22 protein-coding genes and 2 pseudogenes are annotated in these 23,652 nt (G+C 42.1%); 18 read left to right on the forward strand and 6 right to left on the reverse strand.

Annotation, left to right across the window (positions count from 1 at the left end):
- The first annotated feature begins 187 nt into the window (after positions 1-187).
- From J5O05_RS19710 to J5O05_RS19745, 8 genes and pseudogenes are all read left to right on the forward strand, one after another.
- Positions 188-1,639 carry an SLC13 family permease gene (locus J5O05_RS19710; RefSeq protein WP_208844668.1) on the forward strand — a complete coding sequence of 484 codons (1,452 nt, stop codon included), beginning with the start codon at positions 188-190 and terminating at the stop codon, positions 1,637-1,639.
- A complete protein-coding gene (locus J5O05_RS19715; protein WP_208844669.1) occupies positions 1,623-2,108 on the forward strand; it encodes a hypothetical protein in 486 nt (161 codons plus the stop codon). The genes J5O05_RS19710 and J5O05_RS19715 overlap by 17 nt, the downstream gene beginning before the upstream one ends.
- Positions 2,080-3,069 (forward strand): sensor histidine kinase, encoded by a 990-nt coding sequence (locus J5O05_RS19720; protein WP_208844670.1) that lies wholly within the window; start codon positions 2,080-2,082, stop codon positions 3,067-3,069. The genes J5O05_RS19715 and J5O05_RS19720 overlap by 29 nt, the downstream gene beginning before the upstream one ends.
- Positions 3,036-3,314 (forward strand): ATP-binding protein, encoded by a 279-nt coding sequence (locus J5O05_RS19725; protein ID WP_208844671.1) that lies wholly within the window; start codon positions 3,036-3,038, stop codon positions 3,312-3,314. The genes J5O05_RS19720 and J5O05_RS19725 overlap by 34 nt, the downstream gene beginning before the upstream one ends.
- Before the next feature lie 39 nt (positions 3,315-3,353).
- A pseudogene (locus J5O05_RS19730) lies at positions 3,354-4,711 on the forward strand (sigma-54-dependent transcriptional regulator).
- Positions 4,712-4,863: 152 nt separating this feature from the next.
- A complete protein-coding gene (locus J5O05_RS19735) occupies positions 4,864-5,820 on the forward strand; it encodes a porin (RefSeq protein WP_244370089.1) in 957 nt (318 codons plus the stop codon).
- Positions 5,821-5,830: 10 nt separating this feature from the next.
- On the forward strand, positions 5,831-7,279 hold the full coding sequence (locus J5O05_RS19740; protein WP_244370095.1) for an SLC13 family permease: 1,449 nt from the start codon (positions 5,831-5,833) through the stop codon (positions 7,277-7,279).
- 112 nt (positions 7,280-7,391) lie between these two features.
- The gene (locus J5O05_RS19745) at positions 7,392-8,798 is read left to right on the forward strand and encodes a coniferyl aldehyde dehydrogenase (protein WP_208844672.1); all 1,407 of its coding nucleotides are present in this window, start codon (positions 7,392-7,394) and stop codon (positions 8,796-8,798) included.
- A gap of 58 nt (positions 8,799-8,856) precedes the next feature.
- On the opposite strand, the gene J5O05_RS19750 is transcribed toward J5O05_RS19745, so the two are convergent.
- From J5O05_RS19750 to J5O05_RS19765, 4 genes are all read right to left on the reverse strand, one after another.
- Complete coding sequence (locus tag J5O05_RS19750; protein ID WP_208844673.1) at positions 8,857-9,582, reverse strand: tetratricopeptide repeat protein; 726 nt, start codon at positions 9,580-9,582, stop codon at positions 8,857-8,859.
- A gap of 433 nt (positions 9,583-10,015) precedes the next feature.
- Complete coding sequence (locus J5O05_RS19755) at positions 10,016-10,627, reverse strand: flavin reductase family protein (RefSeq protein ID WP_208844674.1); 612 nt, start codon at positions 10,625-10,627, stop codon at positions 10,016-10,018.
- Between the two features lie 3 nt (positions 10,628-10,630).
- Positions 10,631-11,344 (reverse strand): SDR family NAD(P)-dependent oxidoreductase, encoded by a 714-nt coding sequence (locus tag J5O05_RS19760; RefSeq protein ID WP_208844675.1) that lies wholly within the window; start codon positions 11,342-11,344, stop codon positions 10,631-10,633.
- Positions 11,341-11,727: a thiol-disulfide oxidoreductase DCC family protein gene (locus J5O05_RS19765; RefSeq protein WP_208844676.1), complete on the reverse strand. Its 387-nt coding sequence runs from the start codon at positions 11,725-11,727 to the stop codon at positions 11,341-11,343. Before J5O05_RS19765 ends, J5O05_RS19760 begins: the two co-directional genes overlap by 4 nt.
- 360 nt (positions 11,728-12,087) lie before the next feature.
- Here J5O05_RS19765 and ppc point away from each other — a divergent pair.
- The 3 genes and pseudogenes from ppc (at position 12,088) to cdd (ending at position 16,448) form a co-directional block, all read left to right on the forward strand.
- Positions 12,088-14,734: pseudogene (gene ppc / locus J5O05_RS19770) on the forward strand (phosphoenolpyruvate carboxylase).
- A 407-nt stretch (positions 14,735-15,141) separates the two neighbouring features.
- Complete coding sequence (locus tag J5O05_RS19775; RefSeq protein WP_208844677.1) at positions 15,142-15,531, forward strand: hypothetical protein; 390 nt, start codon at positions 15,142-15,144, stop codon at positions 15,529-15,531.
- Between the two features lie 53 nt (positions 15,532-15,584).
- Positions 15,585-16,448, forward strand: a complete 864-nt coding sequence (gene cdd, locus J5O05_RS19780) for a cytidine deaminase (RefSeq protein WP_208844678.1) — start codon at positions 15,585-15,587, stop codon at positions 16,446-16,448.
- A 72-nt stretch (positions 16,449-16,520) separates the two neighbouring features.
- Here cdd and udp read toward each other — a convergent pair whose 3' ends face one another.
- Positions 16,521-17,288, reverse strand: a complete 768-nt coding sequence (udp, locus tag J5O05_RS19785) for a uridine phosphorylase (RefSeq protein WP_208844679.1) — start codon at positions 17,286-17,288, stop codon at positions 16,521-16,523.
- A 245-nt stretch (positions 17,289-17,533) separates the two neighbouring features.
- Between udp and J5O05_RS19790 the strand changes: the two genes are divergently transcribed.
- From J5O05_RS19790 to J5O05_RS19815, 6 genes are all read left to right on the forward strand, one after another.
- Positions 17,534-18,310 carry a DUF2189 domain-containing protein gene (locus J5O05_RS19790; protein WP_208844680.1) on the forward strand — a complete coding sequence of 259 codons (777 nt, stop codon included), beginning with the start codon at positions 17,534-17,536 and terminating at the stop codon, positions 18,308-18,310.
- A gap of 308 nt (positions 18,311-18,618) precedes the next feature.
- Positions 18,619-19,728 (forward strand): arginase family protein, encoded by a 1,110-nt coding sequence (locus J5O05_RS19795; protein ID WP_208844681.1) that lies wholly within the window; start codon positions 18,619-18,621, stop codon positions 19,726-19,728.
- Positions 19,729-19,809: 81 nt separating this feature from the next.
- Entirely contained in the window at positions 19,810-20,460 is a 651-nt protein-coding gene (locus tag J5O05_RS19800) for a type 2 periplasmic-binding domain-containing protein (protein WP_244370097.1), read from the forward strand.
- A gap of 308 nt (positions 20,461-20,768) precedes the next feature.
- Positions 20,769-21,803, forward strand: a complete 1,035-nt coding sequence (locus J5O05_RS19805; protein WP_208844682.1) for a tetratricopeptide repeat protein — start codon at positions 20,769-20,771, stop codon at positions 21,801-21,803.
- A gap of 175 nt (positions 21,804-21,978) precedes the next feature.
- Positions 21,979-22,278: a hypothetical protein gene (locus J5O05_RS19810; protein WP_208844683.1), complete on the forward strand. Its 300-nt coding sequence runs from the start codon at positions 21,979-21,981 to the stop codon at positions 22,276-22,278.
- Positions 22,279-22,466: 188 nt separating this feature from the next.
- Entirely contained in the window at positions 22,467-22,859 is a 393-nt protein-coding gene (locus J5O05_RS19815; RefSeq protein ID WP_208844684.1) for a hypothetical protein, read from the forward strand.
- A gap of 95 nt (positions 22,860-22,954) precedes the next feature.
- Here the strand turns inward: J5O05_RS19815 and J5O05_RS19820 are convergent, their stop codons facing one another.
- Complete coding sequence (locus J5O05_RS19820) at positions 22,955-23,248, reverse strand: DUF1496 domain-containing protein (protein WP_208844685.1); 294 nt, start codon at positions 23,246-23,248, stop codon at positions 22,955-22,957.
- 159 nt (positions 23,249-23,407) lie between these two features.
- On the opposite strand from J5O05_RS19820, the gene J5O05_RS19825 reads away from it, so the two are divergent.
- Positions 23,408-23,638: a TIGR02647 family protein gene (locus J5O05_RS19825; RefSeq protein WP_208844686.1), complete on the forward strand. Its 231-nt coding sequence runs from the start codon at positions 23,408-23,410 to the stop codon at positions 23,636-23,638.
- Positions 23,639-23,652 lie beyond the last annotated feature (14 nt).

Below are 23,652 nucleotides of genomic sequence, written 5' to 3' on the forward strand. Positions count from 1 at the left end.
GAGCTTTGTACAATGCCCTATTAAATTAGAACGCTGCTAAAAATGCAGTGAACGAACACCTCTGTTTACTGAACAAGACTGTCTAATAGCTCGTTCGACAGCTCTTACCAATTCCCCAAAGATTGATTTTGTCATACAAAGCTTCTAACCTCCGAGTTTCATTTGAAATGGAAATAAAAATAAGAGTATGGAATCAAAAAACAATTTCTATGTTCAACTAATATGTTTGTTGCTAGGCCCCCTTTGTTTGGCTTTTACATTGGTGGCTGGCGCGCCTGAAGGTATGACTGACGTAGCGTGGCGGACAACAGGTTTGGCATTATGGATGGGCATTTGGTGGGTAAGCGAAGCAGTCCCGATACCTGTCACTTCGCTTTTACCGCTTGTGGTCGTGCCGATGACAGGTATTGCATCGATTTCTTCTGCATCAGCAAGTTACTCGCATCCTCTGATATTCCTGTTCTTAGGCGGATTTTTGCTGTCCATTGCCATGGAAAAGTGGTCATTACATCAACGCATTGCCCTGCACACCATGGTTCGAAGTGGCAACAATCCGGCTGTTCAAATACTCGCGATGATGACGGTGAGTGCTGGGTTATCAATGTGGATTAACAACACGGCAACGACCTTGATGATGTTGCCTATTGCCTTATCGGTTATTCATGTTCTAGAAAAAAAAGGGGTCGATGTAGACAATTATGCAAAGTCTTTGCTGTTGGGTATTGCATACAGTGCCAGCATAGGAGGTGTCGCGACCATCATTGGGACAGCACCAAATGCCCTCATGGTTGCGTTTCTTGCTGATTCCTATCACATAAAAATTGGCTTTGCAGAATGGATTGCAATGGGGCTTCCATTTGCGATTTTGCTTGTATTGATTGGTTGGTGGTGGTTGACCCGTTTAGCCTTTCCATTAGCAGGCTACTCGAAAAGTTGTTTTGAAACGAACGTATTTAAACGACAATTAATCGACTTAGGCCCCATGCATTTTGCCGAGAAACAGGTACTGTTCGTGTTTCTATTTGCTGCAATTGCGTGGGTGCTAAGGCCTTTGTTGGTCAAATGGACAGGACTCGCAATAACAGATACGGGCATAGCTATGATGGCTTCACTGTTGCTGTTTATTCTTCCGTCGGACAATACTTTTCAACAACGCGTGATGTATTGGCGAGATGCGCAATCTGTACCATGGGGTATTTTATTGTTGTTCGGCGGTGGTTTATCACTCGCAGCACAAATTAAACAATCCGGTCTTGCAAATTACGTCGCGCAATCGTTGTCGCAACTCGATACGATGCCTGTTGTGGTCGGCATTATTCTAGTGACGACGTTGATCACCTTTTTGACCGAAATTACCAGCAATACGGCGACGGCTGCAGGTTTCTTACCGTTGCTTGCGCCAGTTGCTATGGAGCTAAGTGGTAGCCCTCTCGTCTGGGTAATACCCGCCGCAATGGCTGCAAGTTGTGCCTTTATGATGCCGGTTGCCACTCCTCCAAATGCCATAGTGTTCGGCTCTGAAAAGCTGACCATAAGAGATATGGTCAGAGCGGGTTTTGCGATGAATATTATTGCAATCACAGTCATTTCGATGCTCACTATTTTTGTGGCAAGCAACGTATTTGGCTTCGATGTATAACCTGTTTAAGGAACCTGAATTTAGAAAAGCTATTGCTAAATGGGTCGTCGCACTCATTTGGTTGATATTTTTAGCTGTCGTCTACTGGGCTGGCATGAGCTTTGATAAACAGAGGGAATTGTCGCTCGGTATGACAAATGGTGACAAGCTGGCTGAGTATTTTAATGATGAATTTCAACACTTTTCTGTGGTGCCTAAGTTAATTGCCGAAAACGAACACGTACTGCAGTTTATTGCGTCACCCAAAAAAGATACACGCGATTCCACCAACGTGTATTTGCAAGATATACAAAGAGCATCAAGTGCATCCGATGCCTACCTTTTGGATAGCAAAGGCGTTGTTCTCGCGAGCAGTAACTTTAAATCGGCTCACTCTTATGTTGGAAATGAGTACAGTTTTAGACATTACTTTGTAAACGGTCGAGTCTCAGGGACATGCATTGGAGTTTGCTGTAGGGCTTCGGTCTAATTTGCGAGGCTTTTATTTTTCCCAAGCAATTACTCAAGCCGAACAATTCACAGGGGTGGCTGTTATCAAAGTGAACGTCAATCAGTTTGAAACTGATGAAGCGCAGTTGGATACGGGAGAGAGCAGCCATTTTGCGATTCTGAGTGAGAGTAATGAAATTTATGCTTCAGATGTGGAAAGCTGGCGGCTGAAAAATAAGTCCGAGTTTCTCGAGCCATGTTTGAATGAAAAAAAGGCACCGCTTTGCTATTTAAACATTGAGGAACGTCGCTATCTTTCGTTTGCTTTTCCACTGCTTGGATTAAAGGCAAAGCTCGTGTATATGCGTGATATAACAGATTTACCTAAAGCTCAGTGGCCAAGGCTTGGTATAGCAACGCTCATCTTTATAGTCTTTATTTGGCTCGTCCGTTCTATCTATAAACGCGTGACACAGTACCAACGTTTAATAGCAGGTCGTCGGGATTTAGAGTTAAAGGTGCAAGAGCGCACGCAAAAACTCGAACAGACCCAAGCGGCATTGATAAGAGCAGCAAAACTCGCAACGATCGGTCAGTTAAGCGCCAGTATAAATCACGAAATTAACCAGCCGCTGAGTGCGATTTCAACATACCTTGCCAGTACCAAACGATTGATCGTCAAAGCTCAGTACACAACAGCGTTAGACAATGTGGAATTGATAGAAGGATTAATGGAACGTGTTAGTCGTATCGTAACCCAACTAAGGCAGTTTTCTCAGACGACTGAGAATAAAATGCAATATTTTGAATTACAGCCACTCATTCATAATGCATTAGTCATTGCTGGGCCAGAATTAAAACGTTGTGAAATTGATACTCAGATTAACGTGGACCCAGTAATGGTGTGGGTTGACCCATTTAAATTTGAACAAGTGCTTGTAAATCTGTTTACCAACGCGCGCACGCGATGGAAAAGAGTACCGTTAAAACGTTGCGTATAGTTTCTGAGCAATTTGATGGCAAAGTGAAGCTATCGATACAAGATTCTGGGCCAGGCATTGAACAACATCAACTTTCGACGATTTTTGAACCCTTTTACACAACCAAGTCGGGCAGTGGATTAGGGCTAGGTTTATCTATATCGAAAGAGATTATTCAGTCATTCTCTGGCATTTTGACGGCGCAAAGTAACTCAAAACAGGGGGCCGAATTTATAATAACCCTCAATGGAAATTCGGTTTCGTAAACCACGGCGCCAATCAAAAAAATATCGTAGGCAAAAAGAATGAACAACATTGTGATCATTGATGATGAGCAAATTATCCGAGATTCGTTAAAGCAACTCTTTGAACTGGAAGGCTATCAGGTCGAATGTTTTGCTTCGGCGAGTGTGGCGCTTTCACGTATAAATAGACGTTTTGAAGGTGTGATTGTCTGTGATATCAATATGCCTCAAATGGACGGTCTAAGTTTTTTAGCATCGGTCAAACAGTTTGATTCGGAGTTACCCGTCGTTTTCCTAACAGGTTTTGGAGATGTGGGGATCGCAGTTAAAGCGATGCAAATGGGTGCGTATGATTTTTTTGAAAAGCCCGTTTCTGAACCGCTTTTAGATTGTTTACAACGAGCATTAGAGAAGCGCCGATTAGTCATGGAAAACCGCGCTCTTAAAAAGACCTTGGCGTCAAAGTCTGCCCCCGGGGTGAGAATTTTGGGTAATACGCATTTAATGAAGGCGATGATTGAGCAGCTTGATGCGATCGTTGATACACCCGTTGATGTTTTAATTGAAGGTGAAACTGGCACGGGGAAGGAATTGGTTGCTCGCTATCTTCATGACCACAGCCCACGGAGTGAGGCACATTTCGTCGCGATTAATTGTGGTGCAGTTCCACTTGAATTAATAGAAAGTGAGCTGTTTGGTATTAAACGTGGAGCATTTACCGACGCGAAAGAAAACCGCGTGGGCAAGTTTGAATATGCACAGAACGGCACGCTGTTTCTGGATGAGATTGAAGCCATGCCACCCAGTATGCAAGTCAAATTGTTACGAGTGCTAGAAGAAAGACGTGTTACACCGGTAGGAAGTAATGACGCGATTGAACTTGATGTTCGTATCGTTGCAGCCACTAAAGTGGATCTCCAAGGCTTAGTGGATTCTGGCGATTTCAGAGCCGATTTATACTACCGATTAAATCTTGTGAAGATCCCAATTCCTGCACTTCGCCATCGCAAGGATGACATTCCAATTTTGTTTAAACACTTCAGCTCGATTGCCGCCAATCGTTTTCATCGTACATTTGAGCCGTTGGTTCAGGTTTAATGCATAAACTAAGGGAATACAATTGGCCTGGAAACGTCAGGGAGTTACGTAATGTTGCAGAGCGCTCTGTGTTGTTAGGTCAGCAAAATGCGTTACAACATTCTTCAAATGCCAACGACGACTTTTCTATCGATCTTAGTCTGGCGGAGAAAGTCAATTTCTACGAGCAAAGTCTTATAGAAGAAGCCTTATCTCGTACCCAAGGAAGCATAAAATCGACCATGGATATTTTACAACTCCCTCGAAAAACACTTTATGACAAAATGACGAAGTATGGTTTATCGAGAGCGCGTTTTACCGATACACAAGAGGGTGAATAAAGTGACAAAGCCCTTAAAATGTGTGTGGAAATCCACACACTTGAACGTTTTATTCGACATGTGAAAATTTTAACTATCTGATATACGGTTGTTTTTATGAGTGGCAAAAAAGTTGCTCGTATTCTCTTAATATAATAACAATTGGGAGCAATATGATGACAACAAGTAAGATTGCCAAGGTTCACTGGTTAATCGCCTCCACATTAATGATGCCAATGGTAGGGCTTGCACAAGAGTATCAATTCTATGGCAAAGCAGAAATTCAAATAGCGCACACCGATAAAGGCCTACTACGATATACCGAAATGGGTACGCAAATCGACGCTCCTTTTTCGCGAATCGGTGTAAAGGGTAAGCATCAGCTGAAACCGCAATTGAATTTGGTCTACAAGTACGAAGTTCAGGTAAAAGGGTTTGAGCAAGACGATACAAATAATCCATTCGCTGCTCGTAATACCTATTTAGGTGTACAAAGTTATCTCGGTACGTTGCTGGTGGGACGCAATGATACTCGATTTAAGTACAGCGAAGGGAAGTTCGACCTATTCAATGAAACACAAGGGGACATAGCGCAAGTCATTGCTGGCCAAGACCGCATAGGTGATACAATAACTTACGTAGTACCAAAGTGGTATAATACCGAAATTTCAATGACATATGCTCCTAAGGACGATGCGAATAGCCAACAAAGTGGGTATGCTATTACGGCGATTTATGGTGATAGAAGTTTGCAAACGTTACCTTACTCAGTTGCGGTATCTCATGTTGATGGATTGAACAATCTGGTTGCAAGTCGGGCTATTGGTATGATGAAAATGCAAAATTGGCAGATTGGGTTACTTTGGCAAGAAGCTAAAAATGTTGCAGAAACTAAGTCAGGGCATGCATTTGGTATGAGTGTTCAGTTTCAACATGATGCATGGCGTCCAAAATTGCAGTGGCTGCGCGATACCAGTGAATTGCGACATCAAGGCTCCACGACGAATTACAGCGTTGGACTTGATTACGTGTTTGATAAATCGGCGAACGCCTACATAATGTTGAGCCGATTATCACTCGAAAACAGTTCAGATGTTAGCACTGCTGTTGGCTTAAAGTATTTATTTTAAAGGAACAATAATGATAAAAAACAAACCTTTAATGAGCAAAGAAAACGTATTGTTGATTCTCGGTCCACTTATTATGCTGCTTAGCTGCATTGTAGAGCCAAAATGGGGAATGAATGAAAATGCATGGAAAACCGCAGCGCTTGCATTTTGGTTGGCCACTTGGTGGGTGAGTGAAGTAGTGCCTATTCCTGCAACATCGTTACTGCCTTTAGTTATCTCACCTTTGGTGGGCATAGCGCCAGTAAATACCGTAGCATCACCTTATGCACATCCTCTGATTTTCTTATTTCTAGGTGGATTTATTTTATCAATAGCGATGGAAAATTGGGGGTTACACAAAAGAATAGCTCTAAATACAATGCTGCGAGCGGGAAAAACGCCCAGCTTGCAAATTCTTGCAATGATGATAGTTACAGCCTTTTTATCAATGTGGATGTCAAATACCGCGACAGCGGTGATGATGTTACCTATTGCGCTTTCAGTGATAGGGCTGGTTAAAGCAAATAGTAGCAAAGGGCAAGAATATTCTAAAGCGTTGCTGCTCGGTATCGCTTATGCGGCAAGTATTGGTGGAATCGCAACACTAATCGGTACACCACCAAATGCTCTCATGGCAGCATATCTTGCTGACAGTTATAAAATAGAGATTGGTTTTGCTACGTGGATGATTGTCGGCGTGCCTTTGTCGGTAGCAATGTTGGCTATCACGTGGGTTTGGCTCACGAAAATCGCGTACAAAGTAGATAAGGTTGAGACTGACTTTGACACCAAAAAGGTGTTCATTGACCAATTGGTAAAACTGGGAGGAATGACCAAAGCTGAAAAGGGAGTATTGGTGATATTTATATTTGCAGCGCTAAGTTGGGTATTTCGTCCCATTATCGCTTCGTCCACAGGACTTGCGATTACCGATACTGGCATCGCGATAGCTGCCGCCATTTTGCTTTTTGTCATGCCGAGTTTTGATACAAACCAGCCAAGACTGTTAGACTGGGATCATGCGGCTAAAGTGCCGTGGGGTATCTTGTTGCTTTTTGGTGGAGGTTTGACCCTTGCGGCACAAATTAAATCGTCAGGTCTTGCTGATTACATTGCACATATGTTGTCAGGAGCAGATAAAGTACCGCTAGTGTTGAGTGTACTCATTGTTGCTGGGCTGATTACCTTTTTGACAGAAATAACAAGTAATACGGCTACGGCAGCGGGCTTCTTGCCTCTACTAGGGCCTGTTGCTGAATCCCTTACGGGCACGCCGCTTGTATGGGTCATTCCCGCAGCGATTGCGGCTAGTTGTGCATTCATGATGCCGGTTGCTACACCTCCGAATGCTATAGTTTTTGGTTCTGGCGAAATAAAGATGAAAGATATGATAAACGCAGGTTTCGTACTAAATCTTGTCGCCATCGTCTTGATTACACTGGTTACAATGACGATTGCAGCGACACTTTGGGGTTTCTAGTTATCTTTCACTTAAATCGAATTGAGGAATACTCGATACGCTCGATTTAGGTACGGTTGCTTTAGCGATTACGGACAGCTATATTGAATTTTTTATTCTATGGGGCTGTCCTGTGATCACTGAACCGCAATTACAACTCGAACAAGAATTTTTGAGGTTGCAATCACTTTTCCAAAAAGACACTCATCCTTCTGTTGAACTACGTCTCGAAAAACTCTCAATGTTGAAGCAAGCTTTGCTTAGGCATAAAACCGATTTAGTCGATGCCGCAGCTAAAGATTTTGGGCAACGCAGTTCGTTTGATACTGAATTTGCAGATATTCTTCCGACCGTTACACAGTTAAACCATATTGTCAGTCGTCTCTCAAAATGGATGAAACCTAAAAGACGTCCTGCTGGACTTATGCTTTTTCCAACAAAAGTCTCTGTAGAATACAAACCGAAAGGTGTGGTGGGAGTCATTTCACCTTGGAACTATCCTATACAATTGGCGCTTTTACCTGTTGCGACCGCAATTGCTGCAGGTAATCGGGTAATGTTAAAACTGAGTGAATTCACGCCAGCGGTGAACCAAGTTCTAAAGCGAATACTGATTGATTTATCCGATTGGTGTGTCGCCATTGAAGGGGAAGCGGCTGTAGCGAGTCAATTTTCTAGTTTGCCGTTTGCGCATTTATTTTTTACCGGTTCAACGCCTGTTGGAAAAAAAGTGATGCAAGCAGCTGCGGCCAATCTTACGCCTGTGACGCTTGAATTGGGTGGTAAGTCGCCCGTTATTGTGACGCGAAATGCATGCCTTGATACCGCTGCTACTTCGCTGGTCTTTGGCAAAACAACCAATGCCGGGCAAATCTGCGTTTCTCCTGATTACGTACTCGTTGAAAGCGACGTGGCGCATGATTTACGTAAAAAGATCCTAGCGGTATACAAACAACATTTCTCAAAGGGTTGTAAAGACACCTCATTCACCAGCATTATTAATGTGCGTCAATACGAGCGCTTAACTGAACTTTTAAGCGATGCCAAGAATCATGGTGCGCAAGTTGATTCAAGCATTGAATCCGATTGGCAAGAAAGCGAACATAAATTGGGGTTACATTTACTTTCGGGCGTTACAGACGATATGAAAGTAATGCAAGAAGAGATCTTTGAGTACTTGCTACCAATTGTCGAAGTGGAAAATCTTGAACAAGCTATATCGTATATTCGTCGTCGTCCTGATCCCTTAGCTTTGTATCTGTTTTCTGAGAATGAAAGTGAGATTAAGCGTATTCGACGTGAAACGTTGAGCGGGGGGATGGGGATCAATGAATGTGTTTTGCACGTTGCGGCTGAATATGCTCCATTCGGAGGCGTTGGGCATTCAGGAATGGGTCAATACCATGATTTCGACGGTTTTGAAACGTTTAGTCATAAACGCACCGTAATTGAGTCTCATCGAATGAACTGGCGCACGATACTGCTGCTTTCCCGCAAAGCGTGGTTTCTAAAACCCATTAATTGGCTCTTTATGCGATAAAACTTACTTGGGTAAGTTTTATCGCATTGAAGATAAAAGTGCTCGAATTTAATTCGCTTTAGTTAATACGAGAGTCTGCGATATAGGTACCTGCTTGAATGCGCTCGTAAATAGCGTCCGCCTTTTTGATGGCCTCATCAATTTCTGATGGTGACAGCTTTTGTTCATCTAACTGGCGACTTTTACGCGCATTTTCATTGCCATTGTACTCAGCAATACGATTCCAAATATATGACTTCTCGACACTTTCTTCTACGCCCAGGCCTTGGAAATACATCAGCGCTAGGTTAAATTGTGCCAAGGTATAATTGTTAGCTGCTGCTTTCTCATACCAGTCCATTGCAACAGCGTAATCTTTTACGACACCTTCGCCGTTCGTGTACATTACACCGAGGTTAAACTGTGCTGCTGGTAAATCTTTGTGTGCGGCTCGGGTAAATAAAGAGACTGCGGTTTGTAGGTCTTTTTTTACACCTTCACCTTCTTTGTACATAACCGCCAGATCGAACATCGCATCCGGAAGATTTAAATCCACGGCTTTTTGCAAAAGTTCAGCAGCTTTACGTTCATTCTTAGTCACGCCGTAGCCACCTTGATACATTTTAGCAAGCTCGTAAATGCCAGGCGCATACCCCATATTTGCAAGATAATTGAATTCTTTTAGCGCCTCTTCAAACCGACCTTCGTTCGCAGCTTTAATACCGTCTTCTAATCCTGCATGGCTAAATGAGCTGCAAAGCAACGCACTTAAGAACACCACGACTTTTGCTTTTTTCTGCCACATAACGACTCTCCAAAACCGATTTCAGTATTGTTCATTCCGTTATCGAATTAATAGCGGACTATTTTAGCCAAAATCAGATATTTATCTAAAGCGATGAGTAGCTTGTTGTCCGACAAACATAGGTAAACCCAAGCTGCTCATAACGTCACTATCATTTTTCTGACCGCTTAAACTCGTATAAGTTTAATTCACGCGAGAGTGAATACAAAATTAAAACAACGAAAAATTACTGGTTGGACATAGATATAGGGGCGAATTGAAAAACAAAAAGCCCTTTCGGGCTTTTTAACAGGATCACATCTACCGTCTAGATATGAGCAATGTAGCAAGTAAATTCAGTGCGTATCGAGAAAGGAAAGCAATACCTCTCAAGATGAGAATGATTATCAACAGTAATGATGCACTTGTCAACTCAAATGATAATTAATGTCATTTAAACTGGTTTGGCATAGGGTAGTTGAGCAAGTCTTCGTGTTTTGTGATATGAATCGAGTCCTGAAATGCACACTGTATTTGCGACTTCCAAATCGGCATAGCCTGTTGCTGCAACAATTTCTTCCGGCAGTTCAATGTGTAGAATTTCGCCAACGAGAAATACCGTTTCGTTCAATTTCAGTGTTTGGTGTTCGCGATATTCCATGGCAATACGGATTACGGATTCTTGTACGAACGGAGCAATAAAGGTTTCATGGAAGAGTGGAGTTAAGTTACACGCTTCAAATTCACTAATCGATTTTGGGTAACGGGCAGATGTTTGGTGTGCCTTTTGAAAAATCTCGTTATTTACGTGGTTTATGGTATATACACCTGTTTCTAAGATATTTTCTAAGGTGTGTCTTGGCACTGAGTGAGGTCTGAACACCATGCCTAAGAGCGGTGGGTTGCTTCCTAGGTGAATGACGGATGACATTATCGATAAATTCGTCAGACCATTATTGTCAATCGTCCCAATTAGGTTCGCACTTTTAAAACCTGAAACGGAATTGATTAATTGTGCGCGATAGCGCTCTTCTAAAGTCGTAAGTTGGTCTTTACTAATAATCATAAATCACCATTGTATAGGGTTAAACTGCCAGTCGATAAAGTCGATGTCGGTGTGTTCTATTTCTGTGTCGCACAGTGCTGATAATCTCTGTGCAACAAAGTGAGGTGTAAACAGTTTTTCTTTCGCTATGTTCTTTTGAAACGGTTTTGAGAGCGCTGTGTCGGTGGTACCAGGATGGAATAGAATGACTTTTGCGCGCGACTTCGGACGATTGAGTTCCAGTGAGAAGGTTTTTGCAGCCATATTTAGTGCCGCTTTTGTCATTCTATAACTATACCAACCACCACTTCGGTTATCTGCGATGCTTCCAATCCGTGCGCTTAGAATGATGATTTTGGCGATAGAGTCTCGACAAAGTAATCTGGGTAGTTCCGCAAACCAACGCATGTGTGGATAGACGTTTGAGGCTGTTAAGTGGTGATAGTACTCTTCGCTAAATTGAGTAACCTGTTTTTCAGGCATCATCTGGTTGTGGTGTAAGGTGCCATTAAAAAATAGGACGTAGTCGAATAAACGTTCTGACGCAATGAGCGAAGACGCAATTTCTCGAACGCTTGCAGCTGAGTAATCGCTCATAAAATGAATGTGCTGAGAACTCAATGTAACAAGCTTATTTCTTGAAATCGAAACGAGTTGTGCGTCCGGCTTTTCTTTAAGTATTGAAATCAAAGCTTGTGCGATACCACTTGATGCGCCGATAAGAAGATAATGTTTCACTTTGACGACCTATTGCATTGATTGCTGGTGCATGATGATTTGAGAAAAATAGAAGAAATTTTCATGCGATGTTTTGCAAACATTAAATACACCCCATCAGCTAAATAGCGGATCACAGGCCAACGCAATATCTTAAGCCAAGAATGTTTGCCAACAAGTGACCATGCCATCACGCTGACATCTAAGCCTAATAACACGCGACCTTGATTGTCTACGCCATGCAGTATGGACATTGCTTTTTCTTTGTCGATTCCAGGGTACGCTTTCAGCGCGCAGGCATCGTGTAGATTGATAAGGGTTAATGATTTATTCGAGTCATGTTCAAGTAAGGCATTCATCTCTCTCACACAAAGAGGGCAATTGCCATCAAAAAAGATCACCATAACGCACTCCCAGATTCATTAAACTGCAAAAGGTGACAGTTAGCTTTAATTGAAAAATTCTTTTATGGTTTAAATAAGAGACACACCCAAAATATATTTAGTGTGACTGGGCAAGGCATAAACGTGCGGATAATTCGTGACTCGAAGTAGCGATTCCACGTCTATCACATTGCAAATGTCTAGTTTACGTAGGGTTTTCATGATTCGATCACCGCGTGTTTTAAATCACATTTTTGGGTAAATACAGTGTAAAAATGGCATAAAAAATAACAAATTAGTTACCAAAATGATGAAAATTCATTTGCCCCCACACTGTGCTATCGTCAGTATAGAGGACATCATCAAAGCGAAGGAGTAAATATGAGTGAACAATATGCAGCATTACGATCTAACGTAGGTATGCTTGGCCAGTTGCTTGGTAGAACAATTGAGGAAGCTCAAGGCACCGCACTCTTAGAGAAAGTTGAAGAGATCCGCCATCTATCCAAATCATCACGCAGCGGCAATGAAACGGACAGACAAGCGCTTATCGACATTCTTCATGGCCTGAAAGATGAGGAATTGTTGCCGGTAACAAGGGCATTCAATCACTTTTTAAACCTAGCCAACGTAGCAGAACAGTTTCATACCATTTCCAAAGAAAGCCAACGTGCAGTTTGCAACATCAGCCCTCTCACTCAAACTTTACGTCACCTTAAGCACAAAATTGATGAAAATGCTTTAGATATTAATCAGGTTGCGCAATCGATAGCTCAACTTAAAATGGACATGGTACTAACGGCACACCCGACCGAAGTAACGCGTCGTACGATCATTAGCAAACATATTGAAATGAGTGATTGCCTTGGTCAACTCGAAAGAACGAGTCTGAGTGAAGAAGAGCGCGCTCGCGTTCATGCTCGACTTGAACAACTAATTTGCCAAGCGTGGCATACCAATGACATCCGAGATAGCCGTCCAACACCGCTCGATGAAGCGAAGTGGGGCTTTGCTGTAATTGAAAATAGCCTTTGGGAAGCGATCCCTCGGTTTGTCGATGAATTTGCGAAATCGGTAAAAGACACGTTGGCGCTAACGTTGCCACAAGATTTTATGCCAGTTCAGTTCACCTCGTGGATGGGGGGAGACCGAGATGGTAACCCATTTGTAACGGCGCTTGTGACAGAGAAAGTGCTGGATCACGGACGCTGGATGGCGCTTGACCTTTACGCGAGAGACATCGATAAACTCAGTGCTGAGTCTCTCAATGGTTGATGCAAGTGAAGAACTACTTGCTAAAACTGGAAAAGTAAGCGAACCGTATCGCGTTGTGTTAAAAAAACTCAAATCGGATATTTCGCAAACTGTCGAGTTTTTGGATGCCAAAATAAAAGGTTTGCCAACAGGCGCGGTTGACAAAATCACAGACGTGGATCAACTCAAAGAACCGCTTGAACTTTGTTATCGTTCACTGATTAAATGTAATATGAAAGTCGTTGCTGACGGCTTACTGCTCGACACGTTGCGTCGTATTGCGTGTTTTGGTTTGAGATTGGTTCGTCTTGATGTGAGACAGGATTCTGGACGTCACGCACAAGTTTTCTCTGAATTAACCCGATATTTGGGTATTGGAGATTATCAGCAATGGGAAGAGCAGGATAAGCAAGCATTCTTATTAGCGGAGCTTAACTCTCGCCGTCCTTTGATGCCTAAGCACTGGAATCCCTCCGCTGAAGTTCAAGAAGTACTCGATACCTTTGATGTTATTGCGAGACAAGACCCCAGTGCGTTTGGCATTTACATCATCTCAATGGCAAGAACCGTTTCAGACGTGCTCGCCGTTCATTTGTTACTAAAGGAAAGCGGTTGCAGCTTTAACTTACCAGTGGCACCTTTGTTTGAAACGCTGGACGACTTAAATAACGGTTACGACGTAATTAAAGATTTGTTAGCCAGTACGTGGTATCGGGGACACATTGCTAACAAGCAGTACGTTATGATTGGTTACTCAGACTCTGCAAAAGATGCGGGTATGATGGCTGCAGGTTGGGCGCAATATCGAACAATGGATGAGTTAGTTGACTTAGCAGAACAAGCGGGTATTGAACTTGTCCTGTTCCACGGTCGTGGAGGCACAATTGGTCGAGGAGGGGCGCCTGCAGCGCAAGCACTTCGTTCACAACCACCAGGTTCTCTGAAGAGCGGTTTGCGCGTAACTGAACAAGGAGAAATGATCCGATTTAAGTTTGGTCTACCTGATGTCGCGTTGCAAAGCTTACACATCTACGCAGGTGCTGTGCTTGAAAGCAATTTGCTACCACCACCAAATCCGGAAGCAAAATGGAAAGACGTCATGGACGTCATCGCTGATGCTTCTTGTGCACGTTATAGAGAGATTGTGCGTGAAGATAAAGACTTTGTACCTTATTTTAGAATGGCAACGCCAGAAGTTGAACTGGCAAAGTTACCGTTGGGTTCAAGGCCTGCGAAGCGTAACCCGCAAGGTGGAGTGGAAAGTCTAAGAGCAATACCCTGGATTTTTGCTTGGAGTCAAAACCGTTTGATGCTACCAGCTTGGCTTGGTGCATGCAAAGGACTCGAAGTTGCAATTGAGAAGTTTGGTATCGATACGTTACAAGAAATGAACCAAACATGGCCATTTTTTAGAACACGGTTAGAAATGTTAGAAATGGTCTTTTGTAAAGCCGACAGTTGGCTTAGCGAACATTACGAACAAGGGTTGGTCGAAACGCAATACCGCCATTTAGGTGAAACGTTACGTAGTGAATTAGCGGATGCCATTAAGCTCGTCCGAGAAATTTGCAAGGAACACACCTTGCTTGCCGGTCAACCTTGGATCCGTGAATCCATCAATTTGAGAAACCCTTATACTGATCCGTTGAATCTTTTACAGGTGGAATTGTTAAAGCGCTCTCGTGAAAATCAGCAGGAGGTGAATTCCCATGTTGATAAAGCCTTAATGATCACGATGACGGGTATTGCAGCAGGTATGCGCAATACTGGCTAACAGTTCGTTATAGACCAAATCAGGGAGCGGAATGCTCCCTTTTTTACATTCCTTCTATTAAAACCCCGTTGGGTTTTGAACCCAAAAACAAGGTGCATTTAAAAGTATGATTTATTGCGTATTTTGGTAAAATAGAGAGCTAAAATGGTATTTCAGTACGTTATTTATACAGAAAGACTAATATTCGCTTTTCGATACTTATATTGGTAGTAGCTTAGCCACTAAAATTCTCAATTTATTTACATTTGGATTTTGAAATTCGCCACAAAAACTCATCCCTTTTTCTGTTTTATTGTCCATAAATTAGGTTTTTATTATTGCTTTATTGACTTTGGGTCCAAATCTCATAATATGCGCTGGTTATACCAGTTAATGAACAGCGAAAAGCAAAACCGAGCAAGGCAAATATGAACCAGTTTTCAACCAGTATTACTTATGATGAGACGACTAAGTTAGTCATGATGACGCTGCGAGGGAAAATTTCAGCACAGGATGTGATTAGCGTATACAAAATTGCGAATGAGTATGCAAAATCTCACGATTGCACCAAAGTGCTGATTGATGTCATTGAGCTTGAGCATCAGTTTGCCGCGATTGATATCGTGAACATCATGCCAAGTGTTGCACATTACCTAAATGGGTTGGTTGTAGCAAGAGTCGTCGGATTTAAAGGCTTTATGCACGATCTATTCTTACAAAAAGCAAAGCGCTTCGATGTTGTTGCTGAAAATTTTGACTGTTTTAAGCAAGCAAAACAATGGCTTGGTAGTATTTCATCGCCAACACTTGCCAATTAAGTTTTTTGCAAATAGACTGGTCGGCCCTTTAAAACAACAAGAAACAGAAAAGAATGTTAAGTCAGGACATGCTCCAATCGCTTTATGAGCGTATTAAGGCATCTCGTGGAAAGCTACTAAATTCTGAAGTTAAACAATTATGTAAGTCACTGGGTATGGATGTCGAAGCGTTGATGCTTGCATTACTCCCAGTAGCTGCAAAATTCGCAAAACCTCCAATTTCAAATTTCTACGTGGGTGCAATCGCGCTAGACCGTAACCTCGAAGAATTCGGTGACCTCTATTTTGGCGCTAACCTCGAATTTGCCCATGAAGCGCTCAGTTTAGTTGTACACGCAGAACAATCCGCAATAAACAATGCTTGGTCAAATGGTGCCGCAAAAGTCGATTTAATCGCGATTACAGATGCACCCTGTGGTTATTGTCGTCAATTTATGAATGAACTTCATAATGCGGATGAACTGAACGTCACCCTGCCTCATAAAAAAACAACTTTGCGACATCTATTGCCAGAAGACTTTGGTCCGAATGACCTCGGGAATTCACAAAGTGTGTTTAATTCTGAGCCGGTTAGGCTTCAAGCCATTGAGCATGTATCTGATTCGTTGCTCAAAGCGGCTTCTCGTTCATATGCACCATACTCAGGTAACTACAGCGCAGTAGAGATAGAAACGGAACACGGCAATTTTGTCGGAAGTTACATTGAAAATGCTGCGTATAGTCCTAGCTTGTCGCCGCTGCAAAGTGCGCTTAGCCAAATGGAACTTGCTGGTTTATCAATTGATGAGTGCCGAATTCACAAAATCACCTTACTAGAAATTGAAGGTAAGGAAAATCAGCTAGATGTGGCTAAGGCAGTATTAAATAGCCTGCTCTATGAGGTTGAACTTAACCACGTAAAAGTACGACTAGTTTAATTCTGTATTTAGGTATGAAACAAAAAAGCACCATTTGGTGCTTTTTTCACTTTTTAAATCATGTAGTGAAGATTACTTCACTTCGTTTTTGATTAAGCTGCGCGCGGCTTCAATTACGACTCCAACGGCATTGTTCTCTACCATTCCATGATCCACATTTGGAATTTCTTGTTTAGTACGGTTCACTAGTACTCCAGCTACACAGCCCGCTTTTAGGCCAATAGCCGCGCACATTGTAAATAGCGTTGCCGACTCCATTTCGTAGTTCATTACGTTTAGCTTTTGCCATTCTTGACATGAACCTTGGAACGCTTTTAGCACATAACCTGAATGCGTGTCGTAGCGTTCTTGACCAGGATAGAATGTGTCGCTAGAAGCAGTAATACCTACATGGAATGGCACGCCAACTGTATGACAGGCATTTACCATGGCTTGTGTACAGTAAAAGTCAGCTGCTGCAGGGTATGCAAGCGGTGCAAAATGCTGGCTTGCACCATCAAGACGCACGGAAGCTGTACTAACTAACACATCACCTTCATTAATGTGAGGCTGTATTGCACCAGTTGTTCCTACTCGCAAGAATGTTTCAACCCCCAGCTGTGCCAATTCTTCAACTGCAATCGAAGTAGAAGGACCACCGATACCCGTTGAACATACCACAATTGAGTGACCTTCAAGCTCAGCAAGATAAATGTGAAATTCACGAGTTTTATTTAGGCATTGAGCGGTAGAAATACGTTCAGCGATGCGTTTCGCTCGGTCTGGGCAGCCAGGTACGATTGCGATTTTAGCGCCTTTTAAATCGGCCTTGGTTAGTCCTAGGTGAAATACCTTTTCCATAGTTAGCAACTCTATTTTAAGTCAAAGTGTAATGTTAAGAACCACAAGTATAAAGTACAGGACACTTGTCCTGATTGAGCTATATCACAGACTATTTGCATCTTTATTGAGTATAACCTAAACCTTTATTAATGAAGGTGTGACATTGTTTGCATTTTTGTGTTTTAAAACCTGGTTAAAAATACATCGAATGAGCGACTAATCTTTTTGGATCGATAAACTTAATGATAATGATGGAGTGTACTATGCCAACAACACGTTCGTTAGACAGGGTTGAATTTGCACGCTGTTTTGATAGTAACAAAATTTCTGCTTTTGCTCCTTTTCATTGGCTTGCTCTCGGGTTCAAAGACATGGCGCGAGCGCCACTGTTGAGCCTCGTGTACGGCTTAGTGTTTACACTTATACCAGTTGCTATTATGTGGTTTGTGCTAAATTCAGGCTCGCCACATGTTATTTTACCCGCAGCCGTTGCATTTGCACTTATCGGCCCGTCGTTTTCAGCTGGGCTATATGATGTTGCTTGGGAGCTTGAAAAAGGGCATCAACCTACATTGGGACATAGTCTAAAGTCGATGTTTAGAAACCCAGCGGGAGAATGGGGTTTTGCAGTTCTTTTGCTTGTATTAATGATTGTTTGGATGCGCTTGGCTGCGCTTATTTACGCCTTATATCCCAATTCTCCTAACCCGAGCTTGGAAGAGCTAAGTGCGTTTTTGACTTTAGGCTCGATTGTTGGTGGTGTATTGCTAGTGGCTGTTTTCGCGATATCTGCCTTTACTCCGCAAATCATGCTCGAGCGTCGAGTTGATGTGATGACCGCGGTGGTTTCGAGCCTTCATGCTGTGCGAACTAATGTGCCCGCGATGGTCGTCTGGTGTGCAACTATCAGCGTGTTAGTGCTGTTGGGATTTTTAACAGGCGCAGCTGGTTTTATTATCATCATGCCGCTCCTAAGTTACGCGAGCTGGCATGGATACATTGCAATCATCAAAACTAAAAAGCCTCGCCATTACGAATAGGTCGCTATTCAAAACTATTGAATATTCAAGCAGCTAGTGCAACTAAGACCGTGGTGCACTAGCTTGACTTATGCTCTGACCTTGTTATACCTGCGCTAATCACTATTTCTTTCGCTTGGCTGTTCTCAATAAAAATACATGGGTTTTTAGCTAACCTTATGAAATTTAAAGATTGATGTGGATTTCTTCAAACGTCTAGAACGTAACAAGAAAGTAGATAAGCGTCTCGCTTTATTCGAGAACCTAGAAAGAAATGAACATTTTGTGCAATGCATGTCTATGCAACGAACATCGACAGGAGACTCGCCATGAGCAGCAATTGGCAATCATATAAAGAAAAACTGGCAAATTGTTTATGTCCACCAGGAGACGGTGTATTTACGGTAAATACAGCGAAAGAACGTAAATCGGCACTGAGAGAAAAGCAATTTGGTCAAGCCGATGATATCCATCCTCTTTGGCTTGAGTCTCTAGATAAGTTACCCGATGACGCTCGCAAGGCGGCCATTTTGGGGATTAGTTCAGACTGTGGTGGGGGCATTTTGCGTGGTGCAAACTGGGGTCCTCTATTTTTGCGTTCAACCTTACTGGAAAACCATCCAGAGTCGATGACGTTTGACCTTGGTGATGTGCGAGTTATTCCACACCTACTGCATGATAAATATCTCAATCCAGAAACGATCAGCCGTTGTCAAAATGCGCTCTATCAACAGCAAGCTAGCGAATATCATGTTAGTCCGCTTTCTATCACAGAAGACGTATGTGATGGTTTTTATGCTAACTTTCCAGACAAAGGGATTTTTGGTATTGGAGGCGACCATTCAATTAGTTACCCATTAACTAAGTCTTACTTGAAGGCCAAACGGGCAGAAGGGAAACGCACCGCCATTATTCATTTTGATGCACATACTGACCTTCTTGTGGAACGCTTAGGAATTGATCTGTGTTTTGGCTCTTGGTGTACGCATATTCTAGAGTTTTTACCTGCACCGCATCATTTGATTCAGTTTGGAATTCGTTCGAGTGGTAAAAATAAAGAGCACTGGGAATCAACCTTTGGTGTAAAACAACACTGGGCACACGAAATTAGGGAAAAAGGCGCGGATGCCATTGCAGATGAGGTCATCGCGCAATTAAAACAAGATGCAGTCGACGAACTCTACGTTAGTTTTGACATCGACGCATTGGATGCCGAATATGCCTCAGCGACAGGGACGCCGGAATCAGGTGGTCTTACTCCGGATGAAGCGATGATCATTCTAACGAAATTGAGTGAGCATTTCCCAATAACAGGGGCTGACATGATGGAGATTGCACCATTTACAGATAGCTCTCTCGAAGGAAAATCTAGCTCGGAAACAACCCTCAAAGAAGGGGCAAAATTATCCGCCTTTTTGCTAAATGCGATGAATAAATAAAATAAGCCCCATAAGGGGCTTTTTTAATCTTCGAAAATTCAACTATATTTTATACATCAATCTCTTTTTGTTGGACTTTCTTTGGGAATATTACGTTACCGCTTCAGTTTTTTTCTGATGCTCGTTTTGTTTAGTCAAACGACGTTCGCTAAGGTGCTCAACGTTGTAACTGAGGAATTCCCCGATTATCAGTATTTGAATGGTAAAGGTGAGCTAATTGGCAGCGCCGCTGATATCGTTCGACAGGTGCTTAACTTATCACAAGTTCAATATGAGATCTCATTGGTCAATTGGGCTATTGCTTATAATGCGGTACTTAGGCGCCCTGATACGTGCCTCTTTTCGGTAGCGCGATTACCAACGCGGGAAGAACAATTTTTATGGATGTTTCCCGTAGGAAAATTCACTACGTCATTTTATGGTTTGAAATCGGCAAAAATTAAAATAAATAGTTTGGAAGACGCAAAGAAATACAAAACGGCCGTAATCCGTAATAACTACAGTCATCTGTATCTTCTAGAAAATGGGTTTTCTGAAGAGAAGCAACTTATTTTGATCTCAAGTTTCGACAATGTATTTAATCTTATTTCGACTCGAAAGGAATCGTTAGATCTTGTGATCTTAAGTGATGCTCAATACCGGTATCGAGAAGAGCATGGGGAGCTAAGTGAGCCGTTGGAGAAGTTGTATACATTACAGGATGGTTTGTCGGAGCCTCTACTTTGTTTGTAATAGGGAAACTGAGCAGCCAACGGTTGATAAAATAGTGAGCAGTTACAGAAAGCAATTCACTAATATGGCTAAATGAGCGCACCCGTTGTCCATCGAAGTTGATGTATCGTTATCGCGTCGATCTTCGAAATTTTTGAAGTAAGTCGGTATTTTAAAGCCGCTTGGCTGTATTAAAATGGTCTACTATTGATAGATGGCTTAGCCTCTTTAATAGCGTCGCTACTTAGGTTTTTCGTTATACGTTGTACGCTTTGAGTGTGATTAATATGGCTCAATAAGCGCACGCGGATCCAGCTTGGGAGGTGGTCTTGCGAAATTATCGTTGTTTTATGGTGGCGCTAATCCTTCTATTGATCTGCGACCTTGCAGAATCACAGGAAGATCGTTCCGCGAGCGACATATTACGAGAAGCCGAAGACTATTTAAATGTACTTCCATCACGCTCCTATGAATTACTCCATTCTGACGTTGATTTGTCTACTTTCCAAGCATCTCAGTTGTTTCGCTGGTACATCGCCAAAATGAGAGCGGCGGTGAGTACCAACAATCTCATTGATGTAGAACTCGATATTGAGTTGTTATTTAAGCTAAAACACGAAGACTACTTTAAAGAAAATGCGTGGGATGTGTTTCGTATTACAGGTATTGTTCTTCGCAAACTCGGATTTTGGAACGAATCAAAGCTTTCGTTTGAGTGTGCTCTCTATCTAACTCAAACAGATAAAGAAAAATTAGGAATTTTAATTAGCTTAGGCATTTTAGAGCGTCATCTAGATCAAGATGAAATGGCGAAAATCCATTATAAAAAAGCAGGTGAAATCGCGGCTAAATTAAAAAATGAGCGTGCACTAGCTTCTGTGTACAATAATTTAGGGACGTTGGAGCTTGACCAAGGAAATATCGAAAAAGCCGAGGAATATTATCGTTCGGCGTTAGTCGCATTTCAAGATACCAATAAACGATCTGGAAATATCACGGCAGGAACAAATCTCTTGCTCATCTTTGCCATTCAAAAGAACACGCTAAATTTCCAACGACTATTCAGCCCCATAAATACATTTGTAGAAAATTACCCTGATGAATCCAAAAAAGCACTTATGTATTGGCTTTCATCCGCAGATAAACAAAATCAAGGTGCCGCTATCGATGCTGAGACCAAGAAACAATTGACTAAGTCATTTGAACAATTGGAAAGCATTAAGATGAAGATATTGATTAATAAGTATTTAGCACCTCGATTTGGAATGGTGTTCATCGTTCCTGAACAGCCTGAGGTCACACCCAAAAAGTCGCTTGCTTGGCTGAGTGAACTGCCAAGTTGTTTTCAGTTAAAAGCAAAATAAAGTACGAATGGCTCACTACGGTCGGTATAAACAAACGAGAGATTTCCTCGTTTCACCCTCAATTCCAGTAGAAAATCACCAGTTTTAATGTCTTGCTTACGTAACACTTATCTCATGCATTCTTTAGCAAAAGAATGCGTTAAACGTCGGTAAATGAGAGATAGGGAGAGTTACAATGACTAAGCAAGAAATGACAAAAGTATGTACAGCCGCCGCACGTGCAGTTCGCAAATTCATCACTGGTAGTAGCAACTTGAACAGTTATGGAGAGGGAATTCGGCAAATAGGTCAAAACCTTGGGTTGAGACTTGATGACCTAGACAATCTGAAGAAAACCCGAGGGTCTTGGCTTGGTACAATGGTTGATTTTTTAGGTGAAGACAAAGTTACCGCAGTCTACCAACTCATCAATAACGGAGATAAACAACCATCGATCTGGAATCAAAACCAACGAATGCTCAACAATCGGCCCTAAACATTCAAAAACTTGCCGAAGTTTATGCCTCATTCAAAGATTTTAAAGTACTTTGGAACGCCGGAAATAAACACCCAAAGTGGAATGAAGAGGCAGGTGTTTTAGCGAGGTCAAATAAAGAAAGCTTTGAAAATCTGGCGATACGAGCCGCGAGCAACGCGACCGCAAATTGTGGAGAAACATCATTATTGGCTTATATGTTACTTACGACATTGCCAAAAGATGGGAAATATAAAGATTTACATACTGCAATTAGTAATCTTACGGTTGGGTGGTATCACGGTACAAACTTCGATCATGCCTATGTTATTGTCTCAAACAATGGCTATGCAGCTGATAAAAACTCCGTAAACAACTATTGCGTTTGCGATCCGTGGCTTGGTCAGTCATTTGCTGATCTACAAGGCAATCTGCACTACGATGGGGTAAACGTGCAAAACGTTGCTCAGACCAGCTCATCTATGCCTGAAATGAAAGTGGGTACCTACACATATGCGTCAACTTCTGACTCGTTAACCAAAATTCAAGGTGTTACACAAATTTTCCATTCCGCATTCTTAGACGAATGGAACAAGCTTTGAGCAAAGGCTGATTTAATAGCACCCATTAATTTCTAGTTTGAACGAATGAAATGAGGTAGTCAGAGCATGTAAACTAAATTGTTACATGCTCGACTTTAATTTATTCGGACATTTACTCGTTTCGGTTTATCTATACGGTTGCCTTCATTATCAATCTTGACCCAGATTAGATTTCCATTTTCTTCGTTCTCATGTCGACTGGCACATATAAATATCCAATCAAACTGTTTTATCAACGAGCCTTCACTGTATTCTTGTCCTTGATACCAACAAACTCGTCGCGGCATATCTACGAAGACTCTTGGTGTTTCTGCTGCATAAGAGTTTGTAGCGCATAGGAGCGTACTAAGTAACAATAAATTGATCCGTTTCATGGCGTTCTTCGTCATTGCGTCTAATCTTAGTTAATACCATAGCGTACCTATAGAGCAATCCAAATAGAATTTGGATAGACAGCAGGGTGTACCCGCGAGCTTCTAATCGACGCTTGGTATTAAGCATAGTGACAAATCTGTGAGTATCAATATAAAAAGAAGAGTAGGTAAATTATGGCGTTAGACAAAAATATGTTAGATGAGTTGATTTTACTTTCTAAGTTCCCAGACTCAAGTATGTATCAAGGGCTAAAACTACATAAAGACGCAGATCCTACTATGGTTGCAGCAGCTGACCGATTGTTTGAGAAAGGTATTACAGACAGTCGAGATGGTGGTTACCTTACCGATTTAGGAATAGATATTCGAGAACATCTCGACAAATTAAGCCTAGCACTAAAATAATAAAGGAGGGCTAA

The sequence above is a fragment of the Pseudoalteromonas xiamenensis genome, assembly GCF_017638925.1.
GTDB lineage: Bacteria > Pseudomonadota > Gammaproteobacteria > Enterobacterales > Alteromonadaceae > Pseudoalteromonas > Pseudoalteromonas xiamenensis.

Bases quoted from the DNA above. Each gene is read 5' to 3' on its own strand.
- J5O05_RS19710 (WP_208844668.1), top strand. From the start codon at position 188: ATGGAATCAAAAAACAATTTCTATGTTCAACTAATATGTTTGTTGCTA.
- J5O05_RS19725 (WP_208844671.1), top strand. From the start codon at position 3,036: ATGGAAAAGAGTACCGTTAAAACGTTGCGTATAGTTTCTGAGCAATTT.
- J5O05_RS19735 (WP_244370089.1), top strand. From the start codon at position 4,864: ATGATGACAACAAGTAAGATTGCCAAGGTTCACTGGTTAATCGCCTCC.
- J5O05_RS19740 (WP_244370095.1), top strand. From the start codon at position 5,831: ATGATAAAAAACAAACCTTTAATGAGCAAAGAAAACGTATTGTTGATT.
- J5O05_RS19750 (WP_208844673.1), bottom strand. From the start codon at position 9,582: ATGTGGCAGAAAAAAGCAAAAGTCGTGGTGTTCTTAAGTGCGTTGCTT.
- J5O05_RS19755 (WP_208844674.1), bottom strand. From the start codon at position 10,627: ATGATTATTAGTAAAGACCAACTTACGACTTTAGAAGAGCGCTATCGC.
- J5O05_RS19765 (WP_208844676.1), bottom strand. From the start codon at position 11,727: ATGGTGATCTTTTTTGATGGCAATTGCCCTCTTTGTGTGAGAGAGATG.
- J5O05_RS19775 (WP_208844677.1), top strand. From the start codon at position 15,142: ATGAACCAGTTTTCAACCAGTATTACTTATGATGAGACGACTAAGTTA.
- cdd (WP_208844678.1), top strand. From the start codon at position 15,585: ATGTTAAGTCAGGACATGCTCCAATCGCTTTATGAGCGTATTAAGGCA.
- udp (WP_208844679.1), bottom strand. From the start codon at position 17,288: ATGGAAAAGGTATTTCACCTAGGACTAACCAAGGCCGATTTAAAAGGC.
- J5O05_RS19790 (WP_208844680.1), top strand. From the start codon at position 17,534: ATGCCAACAACACGTTCGTTAGACAGGGTTGAATTTGCACGCTGTTTT.
- J5O05_RS19795 (WP_208844681.1), top strand. From the start codon at position 18,619: ATGAGCAGCAATTGGCAATCATATAAAGAAAAACTGGCAAATTGTTTA.
- J5O05_RS19810 (WP_208844683.1), top strand. From the start codon at position 21,979: ATGACTAAGCAAGAAATGACAAAAGTATGTACAGCCGCCGCACGTGCA.
- J5O05_RS19820 (WP_208844685.1), bottom strand. From the start codon at position 23,248: ATGACGAAGAACGCCATGAAACGGATCAATTTATTGTTACTTAGTACG.
- J5O05_RS19825 (WP_208844686.1), top strand. From the start codon at position 23,408: ATGGCGTTAGACAAAAATATGTTAGATGAGTTGATTTTACTTTCTAAG.